This is a genomic window from Amycolatopsis pretoriensis (assembly GCF_900107925.1).
GTDB classification, from domain to species: domain Bacteria; phylum Actinomycetota; class Actinomycetes; order Mycobacteriales; family Pseudonocardiaceae; genus Amycolatopsis; species Amycolatopsis pretoriensis.
The window spans coordinates 624,282-640,879 of sequence record NZ_FNUJ01000007.1; the positions used below are offsets into that span (position 1 = coordinate 624,282).

The following is a 16,598-nucleotide window of genomic DNA, read 5'->3' on the forward strand; positions in this document are numbered from 1 at the left end:
CAGGAGGCGTGCCCGTGCCCGCGACGCTGCAGTGCATCGTCCTGGATTGTCCGGAACCGGTCGTGCTCGCCCGGTTCTACCAGGCCCTGCTCGGTGGCGAGGTGGACCGGCCGGACCCGCGCTGGCGGGTCGACGAAGACTGGTCGACGCTGCACGTGAACGGGATGGTCCTGGGCTTCCAGCGGGCGCCGGACCACCAGCCGCCGCGCTGGCCGAACCCCGGGTTCCCGCAGCAGTTCCACCTCGACTTCGAGGTGGACGACTTCCGCGAGTCCCACCACGCGGTCCTGGTCAACGGCGGCCGGCTGCTCGACCCCGACCTCGGCGGCCGCGGGTGGCGCGTCTACGCCGACCCGGCGGGTCACCCGTTCTGCTTGCTCGGCGATTACTGAGCGCGTTCCGTGGGCACGTGGAGAGCATGAGCGTCGCGTTTCTCGGAACCGGAATCATGGGCGCCCCGATGGCGGCCAACATCGCGAAGGCGGGCCTGGAGGTCCGGGTCTGGAACCGGACCCGGGCGAAGGCCGAGCCCCTCGCCGACGTCGCCACGGTCGTGGATTCGGCGGCCGCGGCGGCCGAGGGCGCGGATACCCTCGTGACGATGCTCGCCGACGGCCCCGCGGTGGCCGAAGCGTTCGAAGCGGCTTCGCCCGCGTCGGGCACGTTGTGGCTGCAGATGAGCACGGTCGGCCTCGACTGGACCGACCGGCTCGCCGAGCTGGCCGAAAAGGCGGGCGTCGTGTTCGTCGACGCGCCGGTGCTGGGGACCCGCCAACCCGCGGAGCAGGCGCAGCTGCAGGTGCTGGCGTCCGGCCCGGAGGAAGCCCGCCCCAAGTGCACGCCGGTGTTCGACGCGGTCGCCGTGAAGACGCGGTGGCTCGGCCCGGCGGGCAACGGCAGCCGGCTGAAGCTGGTCATGAACGCGTGGGTGCTGGCGCTGACCAACGGCACGGCCGAGAGCCTCGGGCTGGCCCGCGGGCTGGGCCTGGACCCGGCGCTGTTCCTGGAGACGATCGAGGGCGGCGGCCTCGACGTCGGGTACGCGCACGTCAAGGGCGGCGCGATGCTGTCCGGCGAGTACGCGCCGTCGTTCCCGGCGGGCTTGGCGGCGAAGGACGCGCGGCTGGTCGTCGAGGCCGCGGGCGACGACGTCGACGTGGCGGGCGCCCGGGCGGTGCTGGCGCACCTGGAAGCCGCGGTGGAGGCGGGCCACGGCGACGAAGACATGGCGGCGCTCTACCGCGCGGTCGTGAAGGAGCGTTAAAGGAGGGTGGCCACGCGGTCGATCCCGAAAGCCGCGTACACCTGTGAAGCACAGCCCTTCGTAATACCCGCCGCGGCCGCCTTCGCGGTCCGGGAACGGGTGGACCGGCACTTCGACCGCGTCGAGCAGGTCTTCGAACCGCGGGTCCAGCACCGTCACGCCGAGCGAGAAGTCCGTCGCGCCCAGCGCGCGGCACCCGGCGGCCATGAGCCGCGCGTGCTCGGCCAGTGCCGCCCGTTCGAACGCGAGGTTGCCGGTGTCCCGGCCCGCCGTCACCGCGCCGAACAGCGAGAAGTGCGCGAACATCCCCGCGGCGATCTGCTGGGCGCGCACCACCCGCTGCACCGTCGCCAGGCGGACCACGGAAGCCGAAGCGCGCCGGACCGCCGCCTCGAGGGCCAGCCCCGCCGTCGGATCCGCGGCGACCTCGGCGCCGCGGCCGGTCGGGACCACCCGGGCTGGGCCGGCCCGGCCACCGCCGAATGGGTCCCGAGCGGCGCCAGCGGTGAAAGCGCGACCGGCTCGAACGAAGCCGCCGCGCCGATGAGCGCGTCCTCGACGCGGCGCAGCAGCGCGAACGGCAGCGGGCTCGGCGCCGCGAACCGGTCTTCGCGGTGGCCGCGCAGCACGTCCGGACCGGACAGCCGGGCTGCCCGCCGCCGCGCGACCTCTAGCTGGACCGTGGTGAGGTCGGCGCCGGGCAACGCGGCCGGCACGTCGGCCGCCGTGCCGCCCGGCCCGGAAAGGACCCGGCGGCCGGGTCCGTCGTCGTGTCCACCGCCCAGGTGTACCGCCCGGCGACCACCCCGGGCGACACTTTTCCGGCCCGCGCGGGGTGACACGGTCGGGAACCCGGCCAGGCGGTAACCTCACCAGCACCCGAAACCCGTTGATCCGAGGAGGGCCCGTGTCGGCAGGGCAGATCGCCGCGTTGATCGCCGCAGGAGCATTCGTGGTGCTGGTCGTCCTGCTGGCGATCCCGCTGATCAAGCTCGGCAAGACGCTGGACGCGGCCACCGAGGCGATCGAGCGCACCAACAGCAACACCGACCCGCTGCTGATCGGCGCGAACCAGACGATCACCCACGTCAACGCCCAGCTCGAGCGGGTGGACGGGATCACGTCGAACGCGCAGGCCGTCACCGGCAACGTCTCCGCGCTGGCGTCGGTGTTCACCGCGACGCTGGGCGGCCCGCTGGTCAAGACCGCGGCGCTGTCCTACGGCCTGTCGAAGGCGATCAAGGCGCGCAAGAAGAAGAGCGCGCTGAAGGCCGCGAAGAAGGCCGCGAAGTGAAGCGGCTGTTCTGGCTCGGCGTCGGCGTGGTCGCCGGCGTCGCGCTGTCCCGCAAGGCCGCCGAAACCGCTCGTCAGGCCACTCCGGCCGGGTTAGCATCGAACCTGGGCGAGGCCGTGCGCGAGCTGGCCGGCGCCGTGGGTTCGTTCGGCGCCGAGGTGCGCGCGGGCATGAACGAGCGGGAGCAGGAGTTGCACGACATGGTCGAGGAGCGGGCGGGCGTGACCCCGCCCCGAGCCGAGGGGCGCCACGCGGCCGCCGCCCGGCGCCCGGTCCGGCGAGCTCGCCGGGCGGAGGGCTGATCCGGGCCTGCCCGGACCCCTTCCGCCGTCGACGTCCGACCTCGTTCGCAGCCACCAGTACAAGGACTGACCCGTGGACACACACGAAATCACCGATCGTTTCCTGCGCCATTTCGAGAGCAAGGGCCACACGCGCGTGCCCAGCGCGCCGCTGATCCTCGACGACCCGAACCTGCTGTTCGTCAACGCCGGCATGGTCCAGTTCAAGCCGTACTTCCTCGGTGAGGCACCGCCGCCGTACCCGCGCGCGACCTCCGTGCAGAAGTGCGTGCGCACGCCGGACATCGACGAGGTCGGCAAGACCACCCGGCACAACACGTTCTTCCAGATGGCCGGCAACTTCTCCTTCGGCGACTACTTCAAGGAAGGCGCCATCGAGTACGCCTGGGAGCTGATCACCAAGCCCCAGAGCGAAGGCGGCTACGGCCTCGACCCGAACCGGATCTGGGCGACCGTCTACAACGACGACTCCGAGGCGGCCGGTCTGTGGCGCAAGCTCACCGGCCTGCCCGGCGAGCGCATCCAGGAGCGCGACGGCAAGGACAACTACTGGGACATGGGCGTGCCCGGTCCCGGCGGTCCCTGCTCGGAGATCTACTACGACCGCGGCCCGGCGTACGGCCGCGAGGGCGGCCCGGTCGCCGACGAGGACCGCTACATCGAGATCTGGAACCTCGTCTTCATGCAGGACGTCCGCGGCGACCTGAGCCCCAAGCTCGGGCACAAGCCGATCGGCGAGCTGCCGAAGAAGAACATCGACACCGGCATGGGCGTCGAGCGCGTCGCGACGATCCTGCAGGGGGTCGAGAACGTCTACGAGACCGACCTCGTCCGTCCGGTCATCGGCCGCGCCGAGGAGTTCTCGGGCCGCCGCTACGGCGCCAACCACGCCGACGACGTCCGCTTCCGCGTCATCGCCGACCACGCCCGCACCGGCGTGCTGCTGATCGGCGACGGCGTGACCCCGGGCAACGACGGCCGCGGCTACGTGCTGCGCCGCCTGCTGCGCCGCATCGTCCGCTCCACGCGCCTGCTGGGCGTGCAGGAGCCGGTGCTGCAGGAGTTCGCGAAGGTCGTGCGCGACACGATGGGCCCGACCTACCCCGAGCTGGTCTCCGGCTTCGACCGGATCAACGAGGTCGTCCGGATCGAAGAGGAGGCGTTCCTCTCGACTCTCACGAGTGGCTCGCGCATCTTCGACATGGCGGCCGAGGAGACCAAGCGCGGCGGCGGCGACGTGCTGGCCGGCGACAAGGCGTTCCAGCTGCACGACACCTACGGCTTCCCGATCGACCTGACGCTCGAGATGGCGGCCGAGCAGGGCCTGACCGTCGACGAAGAGGGCTTCCGCACGCTCATGAACGAGCAGCGGACCCGCGCGAAGGCGGACGCGGCGGCCCGCAAGACCGGCCACGGCGACCTCTCGGAGTACCGCAAGGTCCTGGAGCAGCACGGCGAGACCGAGTTCCTCGGCTACACCGACCTGCAGGCCGAGGCGAAGGTCGTCGCGCTGCTCGAAGACGGGCAGCCGGTCCGCAGCGTCGCCGCGGGCAAGAAGGCGGAGCTGGTCCTCGACCGGACGCCGTTCTACGCCGAGAGCGGCGGCCAGGTCGCCGACACCGGTGTGCTGCTCGGCGACGGCGTCGAGCTGAAGGTCCTGGACGTCCAGAAGATCGTGCCCGGCCTGTACGTGCACCGCGTCGAGGTCGAGCAGGGCGAGGTCGGCCTGGACACGAAGCTGACCGGCTCGGTCGACGCGCACCGCCGCCTGTCCATCGAGCGCTCGCACTCCGCGACGCACCTCGTGCACGCGGCCGTCCGCGGCGCGTACGGCAAGCGCGCGGCGCAGGCGGGCTCGCTGAACTCGCCGGGCCGCATGCGGTTCGACTTCACCACGCCCGGCTCGGTCTCGGCCGACGTGCTGACCGAGGTCGAGCAGGAGGTCAACGACTACCTGCAGACCAACGTCGAGGTGCAGAGCTACACCACGACCAAGGACAAGGCCCTCGAGCTGGGCGCGGTCGCGCTGTTCGGCGAGAAGTACGGCAACGACGTCCGCGTGGTCGACATGGGCGACTACTCCCGCGAGCTCTGCGGTGGCACGCACGTCGAGCGGATCGGCCAGCTCGGCCTGGTCAAGCTCGTCTCCGACGCCTCCATCGGCTCGGGCGTCCACCGCGTCGAGGCGCTGGTCGGCACGGACGCGCTGAAGTACGTCCGCAAGGAGCAGCTGCTGGTCTCGCAGCTGGCGAACACCTTCAAGGTGCCGTCGGACCAGCTGCCCGGCCGCATCGAGGACGTCCTGAGCCGGCTGAAGAACGCCGAGAAGGAGATCGCGCAGCTCAAGACCCAGCAGGTGCTGGGTTCGGCGGGCGCGCTGGTCGACAAGGCCCAGGAGATCGGCGGCGTGACCGTGGTGGCCGAGGTCGTCCCGGACGTCGACGGCAACGGCCTGCGCGCGCTCGCCTCCGACATCCGCGGCCGGCTCGGCTCGCGTGCCGGCGTGGTGGCGCTGTTCTCGCCGGCCGGGGAGAAGCTGAGCTTTGTCGTCGCGACGACCAAGGCGGCCCAGGACAAGGGCATCGCCGCGGGCAAGCTCGTGCCGTCGTTCGCCGAGAAGATCGGCGGGCGCGGGGGCGGCAAGCCCGACATGGCCCAGGGCGGTGGCACCAACCCGGCCGGCGCGGCCGACGCGGTCACGGCCCTGCGTTCGGCGATTGCCGGCATTGGTTAACCGCGGAAACCGCGGCCCGGACCGGCCGGGAGAGGCCGATCCGGGCCGAGGCCGTCGCCTCGGCGTCGATGTCGGATCGGTCCGGGTCGGGGTGGCGCTGAGCGATCCGGCCCCCGTGCTCGCGTCGCCATTGGTTACCCTCTCCCGCGATGCGACCGACGACAGTGATCTGGACCAGCTGGCCGCCCTCGTCACCGAACACGAGGTGGTCGAGGTGATCGTCGGCCTGCCGCGAACGCTCGCCAACCGGCAGGGTCCGGCGGCCGAGCTGGCGATCGCGTATTCTGAACGCCTGGCCGGGCGGATAGCGCCCGTGCCGGTCCGGCTGGGCGACGAGCGGCTGACCACGGTCACCGCATCCCGCATCCTCTCCCAGCGCGGGGTCAAAGGCCGCAAGCAGCGTGCGGTGGTCGACCAGGCCGCCGCCGTGGAGATCCTGCAGGCCTGGATCGACGCCGCCGCTGCGCACCGCGCCCGGGAGGGAGACCGATGAACGAGCAGCCACCTGAGCCCCCTCGCGGGCGCAGGCGACTCCGCGAACCGGGACCGGCCACGCCGGCCCAGCCCGATCCCCGCGCGAGCGGGTACCAGGAGCTTCCGCAGCCGTCGCGGCACAGCGGCTCCCACGAGCTGCCCCAGCCGTCGCGCCGGGCGCGGCCGGAGCCGGGCTACGACCCGCGCCGCGACGCGCCGCCGGCCGGCCGCCGTCGCCGGCTGGAGCCGCCGGGCACGCTGCCCCCGACCGACGACGACTTCGACCCCCGGGACGCCGAGCGTTCGGCACCGGTGCGCGCCCGCCACGGGCTCGACGACGGTGCCGACGGCCCGCCCCCGCGCCGCGCGGCTCCCGAGCCGGGGCGCCGCCGCGCGGCCCCCGAGGAGCCGCCGCGCCGCCGCCGTCCCGCGCCGGTCCCGGACGAGGGCGCCGACGCGCGCCGTCGCCGGCCGAGTCCCGAGGAACTGGCCGAAGCCGACGCGGCCCGCCGGCACCAGGCCATGCTCGACCTGGAGGAGGCCGCCGAAGCGCAGGCCGCGCGCCTGCGCGGGGCCCCGGACGAAGGCCAGGTCCCGCGGCGCCGCCGCCGGGCCGAGCCCGAGCCGGTCGAAGCCGCCGAACCCCCGCCCGGACGTCGTCGCCGGGCCGAACCCGAGGCCGTCGAGCCCCCGCCCGGACGCCGTCGGGGCGCGCCCGACCCGACCGAAGCCGAGTCGCACCGGCGTCGCGCGGCGCTCGATCCCGACGCCGATCCCCGTCGCGGTGTGCCGGAATCCCCGCGGCGGCCCGTCCAGCCGGGTGACCGGTCCGTCGGCGTGCCCGAACCCGGCCTGGAGCCGCCGCGGCGGCGCCGCCCGCCGCCCCCGCCGGTGCGCGAGGACCCGCCGACCGACATCATCCCCGCGCAGACCGCGCCGGAACCCGAGCACGAGGAGCCCGAAGAGTTCTTCGCCGAGGGCGACGAGTACGCGGAGTACGACGACTACGACGAGGCCTACGAGGACTACGACGACGCCGAGTACGACGAGTACGAGGACGAGCCGGAACAGCCGCGCAAGAAGAAGAAAAAGGGCAAGCGCGCCATCGGCTGGGTCGCCGCGCTCGTCGTGATCGTGCTGCTCGCCGGCGGCGCCTACTACGGCTTCAACAAGATCTTCGGCTACGACGACTTCGACGGCGCCGGCGACGGGGACGTGCTGTTCCAGGTCGACGACGGCGACTCGACGTCGGCGATCGGCGCGAAGCTCGCCACGGCGGGTGTCGTCGCCAGCGGCAAGGCGTTCGTCAAGGCCGGCGAGGACAACCCGAAGCTGGCCCGGATCCAGCACGGCTTCTACGTGATGAAGTCGCACATGTCGGGGGCCAGCGCGGTCGACCGGATCACCGGCACGGCCGCGCGCGTCGGCCAGCTGGAGGTCCGGCCGTACACGCAGTTCGACGACATCACCCAGCCCGACGGCAAGGTCACGCCCGGCGTGTACAGCCTGATGGCGAAGGCGTCGTGCGCGCAGATCAACGGCAAGAGCACCTGCGTGACCGCCGACGACCTGCGCAAGGTGGTCGACAGCGCGGACCTGAAGACGCTCGGCGTGCCGGACTGGGCGATCGAGCCGGCCAACAAGGCCGACCGCAAGGACCGCCGGCTCGAAGGCCTCATCGCGCCCGGCCTCTACGACGTCCGGCCTGGCGCGTCCCCGCAGGAGATCATCGGGCAGCTGGTGCGCAGCTCCACCGAGGCGATCCAGAACGCCGGCCTGAGCCCGCAGTCGACCGGCCCGGGGATGACGCCGTACCAGACGCTGATCATCGCCTCGATCATCGAACGCGAAGCCGTGAAGAACGACTTCGGCAAGCTGTCGCGGGTCATCTACAACCGCCTGGCCATCAACATGCGGCTGCAGATGGACTCCACGGTCAACTACGTGCTGGACCGCCCGACCCTGGCGACCAACGACGACGACCGGAACCGGGCCGGGGCGTACAACACCTACAAGAACGCGGGCCTGACGCCGACCCCGATCTCGGTGCCCAGCGCCGACGCCATCCAGGCGGCGGTGCACCCGGCGGCCGGCGACTGGGTCTACTTCGTCAAGTGCGAGAAGAACGGCCTCTCCTGCTTCGGCGTCACGTTCGACGATCACAAGAAGAACGTCGAGAAGGCCAAGGCGAACGGTGCCTTCTGAGCCCCGGCGGGCCGCGGTGCTGGGCAAGCCGGTGGCGCACTCGCTGTCGCCGGTGCTGCACGGCGCCGCGTTCGCCGCGCTCGGCCTGACCGGCTGGACGTACGAGCGCATCGAGACGGGCGCCGACGAGCTGCCCGGCCTGGTCGAGCGCCTCGGCCCCGAATGGGCCGGGCTGTCGGTCACCATGCCGGGCAAGCGCGCGGCGCTGGACCACGCGGACGAGGTGACGCCGCGCGCGGCCGCGGTCGGCGCGGCCAACACCCTGGTCCGCACGGCGAAGGGCTGGCTCGCGGACTGCACCGACGTCGACGGCGTCACCGGGGCACTGCGCGCGGCGGGCGGCTACGAGCCGTCGCCGGCGGACACCGCGGTCGTGCTCGGCGCGGGCGGCACGGCGGCCGCGGCGGTCGTCGGGCTCGCGGCGCTCGGCGTGCGGCAGGTGCGGCTGGTCGTGCGAGAACCCGCGCGGGCCGGCGAGACCCTCGATGCGGCGAAGCGGGCTTCGCTCGACGTCGAAGTGCTTCGGTGGGCTGACACGGACTTCGCTTCCCTGGGGTCCTCCGCGGTCCTGGTGAACACCGTGCCGCCGGACGCGGTCGTCCCGCACGTGGCCGAGCTGGCGGGGGTCGCGCACGTCCTCGACGTCATCTACCACCCGTGGCCGACGCCGCTGGCCGAAGCGGTCGCGGCGCGGGGCGGCCGGCTCGCGACCGGGCTGGACATGCTGCTGCACCAGGCGTTCGGGCAGGCCGAGCACTTCACCGGGCAGCCGGCTCCGCGCGCGGCGATGCGCGACGCGCTGCGCGAAGCGACCGGGAACCTGCTGCCGCTGCCGATCTCCTGAAAACCGGTTGCGCCGGCCGATATTCTGGCGGACTGCCTTCATGAAGGGGGTCAACCGGAATGACCAGTCAAGAAGCGTTGAGCGAGGCCGAGATCCAGGCGATCTCGGTCGGCGGTGCCGCGCAGCTCAACTCGACCGTCACCCTCGCCGACTACGACCCGGAGTGGCCGGAGCTCTTCGAGCGCGAGGCCGAGCGGGTCCGGGGCGCGCTGGGGGAGCGGGTGCTCGTCCTCGAGCACGTCGGCTCGACGTCGGTGCCCGGGCTGTGCGCCAAGCCGATCATCGACATCCTGCTCGTCGTGCCGGACTCCGACGACGAGGACACCTACGTGCCGGCGCTGGAGGCGGCGGGCTACCGGCTCGTCATCCGCGAACCGGACTGGGAGAAGCACCGCTGCTTCAAGGGCCCGGACACCAACGTCAACCTGCACGTGTACTCGCCCGGCAACGGCCAGACCGAGCGCTACCGGCTCCTGCGCGACCGGATGCGCGCGCACCCGGAAGAGCGGGACCTGTACGCGGCGAAGAAGCGTGAACTCGCGGCGAAGGAGTGGAAGTACATCCAGAACTACGCCGACGCGAAGACCGACGTGATCGAACAGATCCTCGGCCGGGCGCGGGCGGCGCAGTACGACGCGTTCAGCGACGCCTACGCCGACCACGCCGAGAAGAACGTCACGAACGCGCTGTACGACCGGCCCGCGATCCTGGACCTGGCCGGTGACGTGGCGGGCCGGCGCGTGCTGGACGTCGGCTGCGCGGCCGGGCACCTGAGCGCGCTGCTGGCCGAGCGGGGCGCGGACGTCCTGGGCGTCGACGCGAGCGCGGGGATGGTTTCCGTGGCCCAGCGGAAGTTCGGCGACGTGGCGCGGTTCGAGGTCGCCGACGTGACCCGGCCGCTCGCGCTCGAGGCGGGCTCGATCGACGTGATCACGGCATCACTCGTGCTGCACTACCTGAAGGACTGGGGGCCGACGCTCGCCGAGTTCCGCCGGGTCCTGAAACCCGGTGGCGCGCTGGTGTTCTCGGTGCACCACCCGGGTGAGGACTGGCACTGGTTCGACAAGGAGAACTACTTCGAGCTGGAGCTGCTCGAAGACGAGTTCCCGCCCGGGCAGCGGGTGCGCTTCTACCGGCGCCCGCTGAGCTGGACGTTCCGGGCGGTCCGCGACGCGGGCTTCGCCGTCGACGACCTGGTCGAGCCGATGCCGGCCCCGGAGGCGGCCGGAACCGATCCGAAGTGGGCGGAGAACCTGCGGACCAAGCCGCGGTTCCTGTACTTCCGGGCGGTCAATCCCGCTTAGCGAGCTCCTGGACTAGATCGACGATCTCCCGGCTGACCGGGCGGAACACCCGCAGCCGGGAGAGCGCGGCCAGCCGCGCAATCAGCGGGACGCTGCGCTCCACCAGCATCCGGCTGCGTTTCGTGCCGGCCGAGCGGTCGTGGATCCAGTACAGCACCACGCCCATCTGGTAGAGCCAGAGCAGTTCGGGCAGCTGGGCGCGCAGCTCCGGGTCGAGTTTGACGTCGGAGCCGTCGACGACCTCGCGCATGAGGCCGATCGACGCTTCGCGGGCGGCCGAGGAGTCGTCGCTGAACGGGCTCAGCGGCGACTCCGGGTCGGCCGCGTTGACGAAGAACTGCGTGCCGAAGCGGTGGTAGGGCTCGGCGATGTCCAGCCAGCACAGCAGCACGGTCTTCAGCCGGGCCGCGAAGGCGCTTTCGCCGTCGATCCGGGCGCGGCCCTCGTCGAGGTGCCGGCGGGCGATCTCGTCGTAGAAGCCCTGGATGAGCTGTTCCTTCGACGAGAAGTAGTAGTACGCGTTCCCGACGGAGACGCCCGCTTCGGCGGCGATCGCGCGCATCGTCGTGCGGTCGTAGCCGTTCTCGGTGAACAGCCGCATCGCGGTCGTGACGATCAGGGACCGCGTTTCCTCGCTCTTGGCCACGTGCGGCACGTTAGCGCCGGCCACGTCAGGGCGCGGGGAAGGGCGGCACCTGCGGCATGCCGGGGTACGGCATGGGCGCCGGTCGCGGCTCGGGCTTCGGCGCCAGGTGGCGGCGCCGGATGCCGTTGAAGACCAGCACGTTGGTCAGGTGCATCACGCCGAGGATCAGCGCGACGACGCCGACCTTCACCGAGAGCAGCTCGAACACCGCCCGCGCGGTGGCGACGTCGGCGTGGCTGGTCAGGAAGAGCGTCACGAACCCCAGGCTGACCAGGTAGAAGCCGACGACCAGCAGCTGGTTGACGGCGTTGGCCAGGCCGGGGCTGTCGGCGAAGACCTCGGCCAGGAAAGTCCGGCCGTGCTTGCTCAGCGTCCGGGCCACGAGCACGGTCAGCGGGATGCTGATCAGCAGGTAGAGCGCGTAGGCGACGACTACTCGGTCCATGGTTCCTCCTCTTTTGAACGTGTTCAAGAAGCACCGTAGCGCCGTTTTTGAACATGTTCAAGAGGGTAGGGTGGCCGCCGACTGGGAGGTATCACCGTGAAACGCATCGCCGCCGGGTTGACGGCTGCCGCGCTCATCGCACTCTTCGTGCCCGCCACCGCGTCCGCGAGCTTCGGGACCAACGTCCGCTTCGCCACCTTCAACGCTTCGCTGAACCGCGCCGCGGCCGGGCAGCTGGTGACCGATCTCTCGACGCCGGGCAACGCCCAGGCGCGGAAGGTCGCCGAGGTCGTCCAGCGCAACCGCGCCGACGTCCAGCTGATCAACGAGTTCGACTACGTGCCCGGCAACCGGGCCGCGGACCTGTTCCGGAAGAACTACCTCGCCGTCGGGCAGAACGGCGCGAAGCCGATCGACTACCCGTACGCCTACACCGCGCCGGTCAACACCGGCGTCCCGACGGGCTTCGACCTCGATCGCGACGGCACCGTCGGGCTCGGCAACGACGCCCAGGGCTTCGGCACCTTCGAAGGCCAGTACGGCCTGCTCGTGCTGTCGAAGTACCCGATCGACCTGGCGCACGTCCGCACGTTCCAGAAGTTCCTCTGGAAGGACATGCCGGGCGCGCTGCTGCCGGACGACCCGGCCACGCCGGCGCCGCACGACTGGTACCGCCCGGCGGAGTTGAACGTGCTGCGGCTGTCGTCGAAGTCGCACTGGGACCTGCCGCTGAAGATCGGCCGCTCGACCGTGCACTTCCTGGTCTCGCACCCGACGCCGCCGAGCTTCGACGGCCCCGAGGACCGCAACGGCACCCGCAACAACGACGAGATCCGCTTCTGGGCGGACTACGTGACCCCGGGCAAGGGCCGCTACATCTACGACGACCGCGGCCACTTCGGCGGCCTGGGCGCGTCGGAGCGGTTCGTGGTGGCGGGCGACAACAACTCCGACCCGCTCGACGGCGACAGCGTCCCGGGCGCGATCGAGCAGCTGCTGAACGCGCGTCGCGTGATCCAGACGCATCCGGGCAGCCGTGGCGCGGTGCTGGCGTCGCAGGCCCAGGGCGGGGCGAACGCCGGCCAGCAGAGTGACCCGTTCTACGACACGGGCGACTTCAACGACGTCGCGCCGGGCAACCTGCGGACCGACTACGTGCTGCCGTCGAAGGGGCTGCTGCCGTGGCACGCGGAGGTGTTCTGGCCGGTGCCTTCGGACCCGCTGTCCCGGCTGAACGACGCCTCCGACCACCACTTGGTCCGCGTGGACGTCCTGGTGCCACTACGGTGAGATCATGCGCATCGCGATCCTCGACGACTACCAGGACGTCGCTCTGACCTTCGGTGACTGGGACTCGCTCGAGGCCGACATAACGGTCTTCACCGAGCCCCTCACCGACGTCGTCGAGCAGCTGAAGGGCTTCGAAGTGATCGTCGCGATGCGCGAACGGACCCGTTTCCCGGCCGAGGTGCTCGACCGGCTGCCCGACCTGAAGCTGCTGGTGAGCACGGGCCCGCGCAACGCGGCCATCGACGTCCCGGCCGCGCGGCGCAACGGCGTCGTCGTGTCGAAGACGGGGTATCTCGGCGAGCCGACCGCCGAGCACACGTGGGCGCTCATCCTGGCCGCGTCGCGGAACCTGCCGCAGGAGTTCCGGTCCATGCGCGAAGGCGGCTGGCAGACGACCGTCGGGACCATGCTGCACGGCAAGACGCTCGGCCTGCTCGGCCTCGGCCGCCTCGGGGCCGGCGCGGCGAAGATCGGACAGGCGTTCGGCATGGAAACGATCGCCTGGAGCCAGAACCTGACCCGGGAGAAGGCCGATCCGCACGGCGTGACGGCGGTGTCCAAAGAGGACCTCTTCGCGCGTTCGGACGTGCTGTCGATCCACCTGGTGCTCAGCGGGCGCACCCGCGGCCTGGTCGGCGCGGCCGAACTGGCGGCGATGAAGCCGAGCGCGCTGCTGGTGAACACCTCCCGCGGCCCGATCGTCGACGAGGCCGCACTGGTGGACGCGTTGCGGCGCAAGGAGATCCGGGCGGCGGCGCTGGACGTGTACGACGTCGAGCCGTTCCCCGCCGACCATCCACTGAGGACGATGGACAACGCGGTCCTGACCCCGCACCTGGGGTTCGTGGCGCGCGAGACGTACGAGATCTTCTACGGCGACGCGGTGGCGGACATCGCGGCCTACCGGGCGGGGGAACCGATCCGCGTCATGGAGGGTTAGGCGTGCGGCCCGCCGGGGCCCGAGGTCCCCGCACCGGCCCGGCGGCGGGCCCGCACGAGAACCATGACACCACCCGGGCACCGCGCCGGGCAGGGTCCAAAGACCCTGGTCACGGCGTCCGTTCGGCTGAACGGAAAGCGCTCGCTGCTCGTGAGTGAGAAACAGGGCCAGAACACTGTTTCCCGTTCACGAGAACGGAACCGAGTCCGGCGCGCAGGTCGCCCCTTCGGCCGGCGCCGCCAGCTCCGTCAAATACCGCGTCACAGCCGCCGAAGCGCACGCGCTCGGCGCGTCCAGGGACGTGTGGCCGTACCCGTCGACCACGAGCACCCGGCCGTCACCCAGCTCCGCCGCCGTCGCCTGGGCGTTGTGCAGCGGCGTCGCCGGGTCGAACCGGTTGTTCAGCACCAGGACCGGGTTCTTCCGCGGCCGGTTCCACGGCCCGGTGTACCGGTCGGCGTCGTGCGCCGGCCAGCCGACGCACTGGGCCATCGAAAACACCGCACCCAGCCCGAAATACGGCTGACGCGCGCTCTCCCGGGCGGCGAGTGCCGCATAGTCCGCCGGCGACGACGGGTTGTCGCTGTCGACGCACTGGACCGCCAGGAACGCCGCCGAATGCGTCGGGACGTACGGGTCGAGCACCGGCGAAGCGGGCCCTGCGTCGGAAGGCATCGCCGCAAGCGTCTGCGCGAGCCGTTTCCACCGGCCGGACTGGTACAGCGCGCTGTCGACCGTCCGCATCAGCGAGCCGACGCCCGTGGTGCGCGACGCCCGCGCGAAGACCCCGGCGAACTTCGCCTTCGGGTCGCCGCCGGAGAACGCGCACTTCGGCCCGGCCGCCGCGCACACGGCGAAGAACTGGTCCAGCTCCTGCTGCTGCGCCCCGGCGACGTCGGCGCGGACGTCGACCGGCTCCTTCTCCTGTCCCGGCTTGCCCGTGGCGTTGGCGACCAGGTCGAGCGTGCCGTCGAGGACCAGCGCGCGCACCTTGTCCGGGAACAGGTTCGCGTACGTGCCACCGAGGTAGGTGCCGTAGGAGTAGCCGTAGAAGTTCAGCGCGGGGTCGCCGACGGCCTGGCGCAGCAGCTCCAGGTCGCGCGCCACGTTCGCCGTCGACAGGTGGCTCAGCAGCGCACCCGAGGCGGCGCAGGCCCGGCCGGTCGCCGCGCTCGCCGCGAAGTACGCGTCCGGCTGCCGCAGCGGCGATCCGGGCGCCGGTGCGTGGTCGGCGCCGGGACAGCTGATCGGCGCGGACCCGCCGATCCCGCGCGGGTCGAAGCTCACCAGGTCGAACCGGGCCCGCAGCTCGGGCGGGTAGCGGTCGGCGAACCGCGTCAGCTCGCCGACGCCGTCGGTGCCCGGCCCGCCGAAGTTGAAGAACAGCGAGCCGAGCCGCCGGCCCGGGTCACCCGCCGGCAGCCGGATCACCGAGAGGGTGATCGCCGCACCGCGGGGCTCGCGGTAGCTCAGTGGCACGGACGCGGCCGCGCACTGGAACTTCCCGTGGCACGGCGTCCAGCGCAGGGCCGGCACGGCGGCGCCGTTGGTGCCGAGCGCCGGCGGAACCGGGACCGCGGGAGCGGACGACGGTGGGGGAGCGGGCGCCGCGGCAGGAGCGCTGCAGGCGGCGAGCAGGAGCAGCAGCGCGGCGAGAAGCGGCTTCACGCGCTCAATTCCGCCAGCACGGCGTCGGTGTAGCGCGGCCAGACCTCGGCGGCCCACGGGCCGAACGCGCGGTCGGTCAGCGCGACGCAGGCCGCGCCCGCGTCCGGGTCGACCCAGAGGAACGTGCCCGACTGGCCGAAGTGCCCGAAGGTGCGCGGCGAGCTGTTCGCGCCCGTCCAGTGCGGGCTCTTGTGGTCGCGGATCTCGAAGCCGAGGCCCCAGTCGTTGGGCTTCTGGTGCCCGAAGCCGGGCAGCACGCCGGACAGGCCGGGGAACACGACGTTCGTCGCCTCGGCGACGGTGGCGGGGTCGAGCAGCTTGGGGGCCTGCAGCTCGGCGGCGAACGCGGCCAGGTCGTCCACAGTGGACACGATGTCGGCGGCGGGCGAGCCGTCCAGGGTCGTGTTCGTCATGCCGAGCGGGGCGAACAGCGCCTCGGCCTGGTACTGCGCGAAGGGGATGCCGGAGTGCTCGGCCAGCGCGTCGGCGAGCTCCTCGAACCCGGCGTTGGAGTAGAGCCGCCGCGTGCCCGGCTCGGCCATGGCCTTGTGCGCGTCGAACGCGAGGCCGGAGGTGTGGGCCAGCAGGTGCCGCACGGTCGAGCCCTCGGGCCCGGCCGGGGTGTCCAGCTCGACGACGCCCTCTTCGACCGCGATGAGCGCGGCGTAGGCGGTGAGCGGCTTGCTGACCGAAGCCAGCCGGAACTTCCGCGCGGTGTCGCCGTGGCTGCCCACGACGCCGCCGTCCGCCGTCACCACGGCCGTCGCGGCGGTGTCCACCGGCCAGTCTTCGACCAAGCGCACGCTTTCCATGCGCCCACCTTACGAAACGAAGGCCTCCGCACCGGTGTCGGGGACCGGTGCGGAGGCCTTCGCGGGTGTGTCGATCAGGCGTCGAGGTCGGTGGCGACGAGCTGGGCGACCGCTTCCACGGCCTCCTCGGCACCCTCGCCCTCGGCGCTGATCACGACCTCGTCGCCGTACCCGGCGGCGAGCGTCATCAGGTTGAGCACGCTGCCGGCGGCCACCGGGCTCCCGCCGGCCTTGGCGATCTGCACCGCGACGGGCTGCGCCGCGGCCGCCTTCGCCACCAGCGCGGCCGGCCTGGCGTGCAGGCCCACCTTGCTCGCCACGGCGACGCGTTTCTCCGGCATGTTCGTCCTCTCGCTTCTGGGGTCTACGTCGGTGG

At 72.2% G+C, this 16,598-nt stretch carries 16 protein-coding genes; 11 read left to right on the plus strand and 5 right to left on the minus strand.

Going from position 1 to position 16,598, the window contains the following annotated elements; translation table 11 throughout:
- Positions 1–14: 14 nt before the first annotated feature.
- From BLV96_RS32815 to BLV96_RS32860, 9 genes are all read left to right on the plus strand, one after another.
- On the plus strand, positions 15–392 hold the full coding sequence (locus BLV96_RS32815) for a VOC family protein (RefSeq protein ID WP_086678294.1): 378 nt from the start codon (positions 15–17) through the stop codon (positions 390–392).
- 26 nt (positions 393–418) lie between these two features.
- Positions 419–1,264, plus strand: a complete 846-nt coding sequence (locus tag BLV96_RS32820) for an NAD(P)-dependent oxidoreductase (RefSeq protein ID WP_086678293.1) — start codon at positions 419–421, stop codon at positions 1,262–1,264.
- A 907-nt stretch (positions 1,265–2,171) separates the two neighbouring features.
- A complete protein-coding gene (locus BLV96_RS32830) occupies positions 2,172–2,558 on the plus strand; it encodes a DUF948 domain-containing protein (protein WP_086678291.1) in 387 nt (128 codons plus the stop codon).
- The gene (locus BLV96_RS32835) at positions 2,555–2,860 is read left to right on the plus strand and encodes a hypothetical protein (RefSeq protein ID WP_086678290.1); all 306 of its coding nucleotides are present in this window, start codon (positions 2,555–2,557) and stop codon (positions 2,858–2,860) included. The genes BLV96_RS32830 and BLV96_RS32835 overlap by 4 nt, the downstream gene beginning before the upstream one ends.
- A 73-nt stretch (positions 2,861–2,933) precedes the next feature.
- A complete protein-coding gene (alaS, locus tag BLV96_RS32840; protein ID WP_086678289.1) occupies positions 2,934–5,594 on the plus strand; it encodes an alanine--tRNA ligase in 2,661 nt (886 codons plus the stop codon).
- Positions 5,587–6,087 carry a Holliday junction resolvase RuvX gene (gene ruvX, locus BLV96_RS32845; protein ID WP_086678288.1) on the plus strand — a complete coding sequence of 167 codons (501 nt, stop codon included), beginning with the start codon at positions 5,587–5,589 and terminating at the stop codon, positions 6,085–6,087. Before alaS ends, ruvX begins: the two co-directional genes overlap by 8 nt.
- Positions 6,084–8,273 (plus strand): endolytic transglycosylase MltG, encoded by a 2,190-nt coding sequence (mltG, locus tag BLV96_RS32850; RefSeq protein WP_086678287.1) that lies wholly within the window; start codon positions 6,084–6,086, stop codon positions 8,271–8,273. Before ruvX ends, mltG begins: the two co-directional genes overlap by 4 nt.
- Positions 8,263–9,117, plus strand: a complete 855-nt coding sequence (locus BLV96_RS32855; protein WP_086678286.1) for a shikimate dehydrogenase — start codon at positions 8,263–8,265, stop codon at positions 9,115–9,117. The genes mltG and BLV96_RS32855 overlap by 11 nt, the downstream gene beginning before the upstream one ends.
- A gap of 59 nt (positions 9,118–9,176) precedes the next feature.
- The gene (locus tag BLV96_RS32860; protein ID WP_086678285.1) at positions 9,177–10,421 is read left to right on the plus strand and encodes a GrpB family protein; all 1,245 of its coding nucleotides are present in this window, start codon (positions 9,177–9,179) and stop codon (positions 10,419–10,421) included.
- On the opposite strand, the gene BLV96_RS32865 is transcribed toward BLV96_RS32860, so the two are convergent.
- Together BLV96_RS32865 and BLV96_RS32870 are read right to left on the minus strand one after the other, a co-directional pair.
- Positions 10,408–11,067, minus strand: coding sequence for a TetR/AcrR family transcriptional regulator (locus BLV96_RS32865; protein ID WP_086678302.1), 660 nt, complete (start codon positions 11,065–11,067; stop codon positions 10,408–10,410). The two genes, BLV96_RS32860 and BLV96_RS32865, sit on opposite strands and share 14 nt — an antisense overlap.
- A gap of 25 nt (positions 11,068–11,092) precedes the next feature.
- Positions 11,093–11,512, minus strand: a complete 420-nt coding sequence (locus BLV96_RS32870; RefSeq protein WP_086678284.1) for a hypothetical protein — start codon at positions 11,510–11,512, stop codon at positions 11,093–11,095.
- A gap of 96 nt (positions 11,513–11,608) precedes the next feature.
- Between BLV96_RS32870 and BLV96_RS32875 the strand changes: the two genes are divergently transcribed.
- Both BLV96_RS32875 and BLV96_RS32880 read left to right on the plus strand, forming a co-directional pair.
- Positions 11,609–12,802, plus strand: coding sequence for an endonuclease/exonuclease/phosphatase family protein (locus BLV96_RS32875; RefSeq protein WP_086678283.1), 1,194 nt, complete (start codon positions 11,609–11,611; stop codon positions 12,800–12,802).
- Positions 12,803–12,806: 4 nt separating this feature from the next.
- A complete protein-coding gene (locus tag BLV96_RS32880; protein WP_086678282.1) occupies positions 12,807–13,742 on the plus strand; it encodes a D-2-hydroxyacid dehydrogenase family protein in 936 nt (311 codons plus the stop codon).
- Positions 13,743–13,928: 186 nt separating this feature from the next.
- Here BLV96_RS32880 and BLV96_RS32885 read toward each other — a convergent pair whose 3' ends face one another.
- From BLV96_RS32885 to BLV96_RS32895, 3 genes are all read right to left on the minus strand, one after another.
- On the minus strand, positions 13,929–15,410 hold the full coding sequence (locus BLV96_RS32885) for an alpha/beta hydrolase (RefSeq protein WP_086678281.1): 1,482 nt from the start codon (positions 15,408–15,410) through the stop codon (positions 13,929–13,931).
- Complete coding sequence (locus BLV96_RS32890; protein ID WP_086678280.1) at positions 15,407–16,222, minus strand: serine hydrolase domain-containing protein; 816 nt, start codon at positions 16,220–16,222, stop codon at positions 15,407–15,409. Before BLV96_RS32890 ends, BLV96_RS32885 begins: the two co-directional genes overlap by 4 nt.
- Positions 16,223–16,296: 74 nt before the next feature.
- Positions 16,297–16,563: an HPr family phosphocarrier protein gene (locus BLV96_RS32895; protein WP_013224593.1), complete on the minus strand. Its 267-nt coding sequence runs from the start codon at positions 16,561–16,563 to the stop codon at positions 16,297–16,299.
- Between the last annotated feature and the right edge of the window lie 35 nt (positions 16,564–16,598).

Excerpts from the sequence above, each read along its gene's own strand:
- BLV96_RS32820 (WP_086678293.1), top strand. The coding sequence starts at position 419 with ATGAGCGTCGCGTTTCTCGGAACCGGAATCATGGGCGCCCCGATGGCG.
- mltG (WP_086678287.1), top strand. The coding sequence starts at position 6,084 with ATGAACGAGCAGCCACCTGAGCCCCCTCGCGGGCGCAGGCGACTCCGC.
- BLV96_RS32860 (WP_086678285.1), top strand. The coding sequence starts at position 9,177 with ATGACCAGTCAAGAAGCGTTGAGCGAGGCCGAGATCCAGGCGATCTCG.
- BLV96_RS32870 (WP_086678284.1), bottom strand. The coding sequence starts at position 11,512 with ATGGACCGAGTAGTCGTCGCCTACGCGCTCTACCTGCTGATCAGCATC.
- BLV96_RS32880 (WP_086678282.1), top strand. The coding sequence starts at position 12,807 with ATGCGCATCGCGATCCTCGACGACTACCAGGACGTCGCTCTGACCTTC.
- BLV96_RS32890 (WP_086678280.1), bottom strand. The coding sequence starts at position 16,222 with ATGGAAAGCGTGCGCTTGGTCGAAGACTGGCCGGTGGACACCGCCGCG.
- BLV96_RS32895 (WP_013224593.1), bottom strand. The coding sequence starts at position 16,563 with ATGCCGGAGAAACGCGTCGCCGTGGCGAGCAAGGTGGGCCTGCACGCC.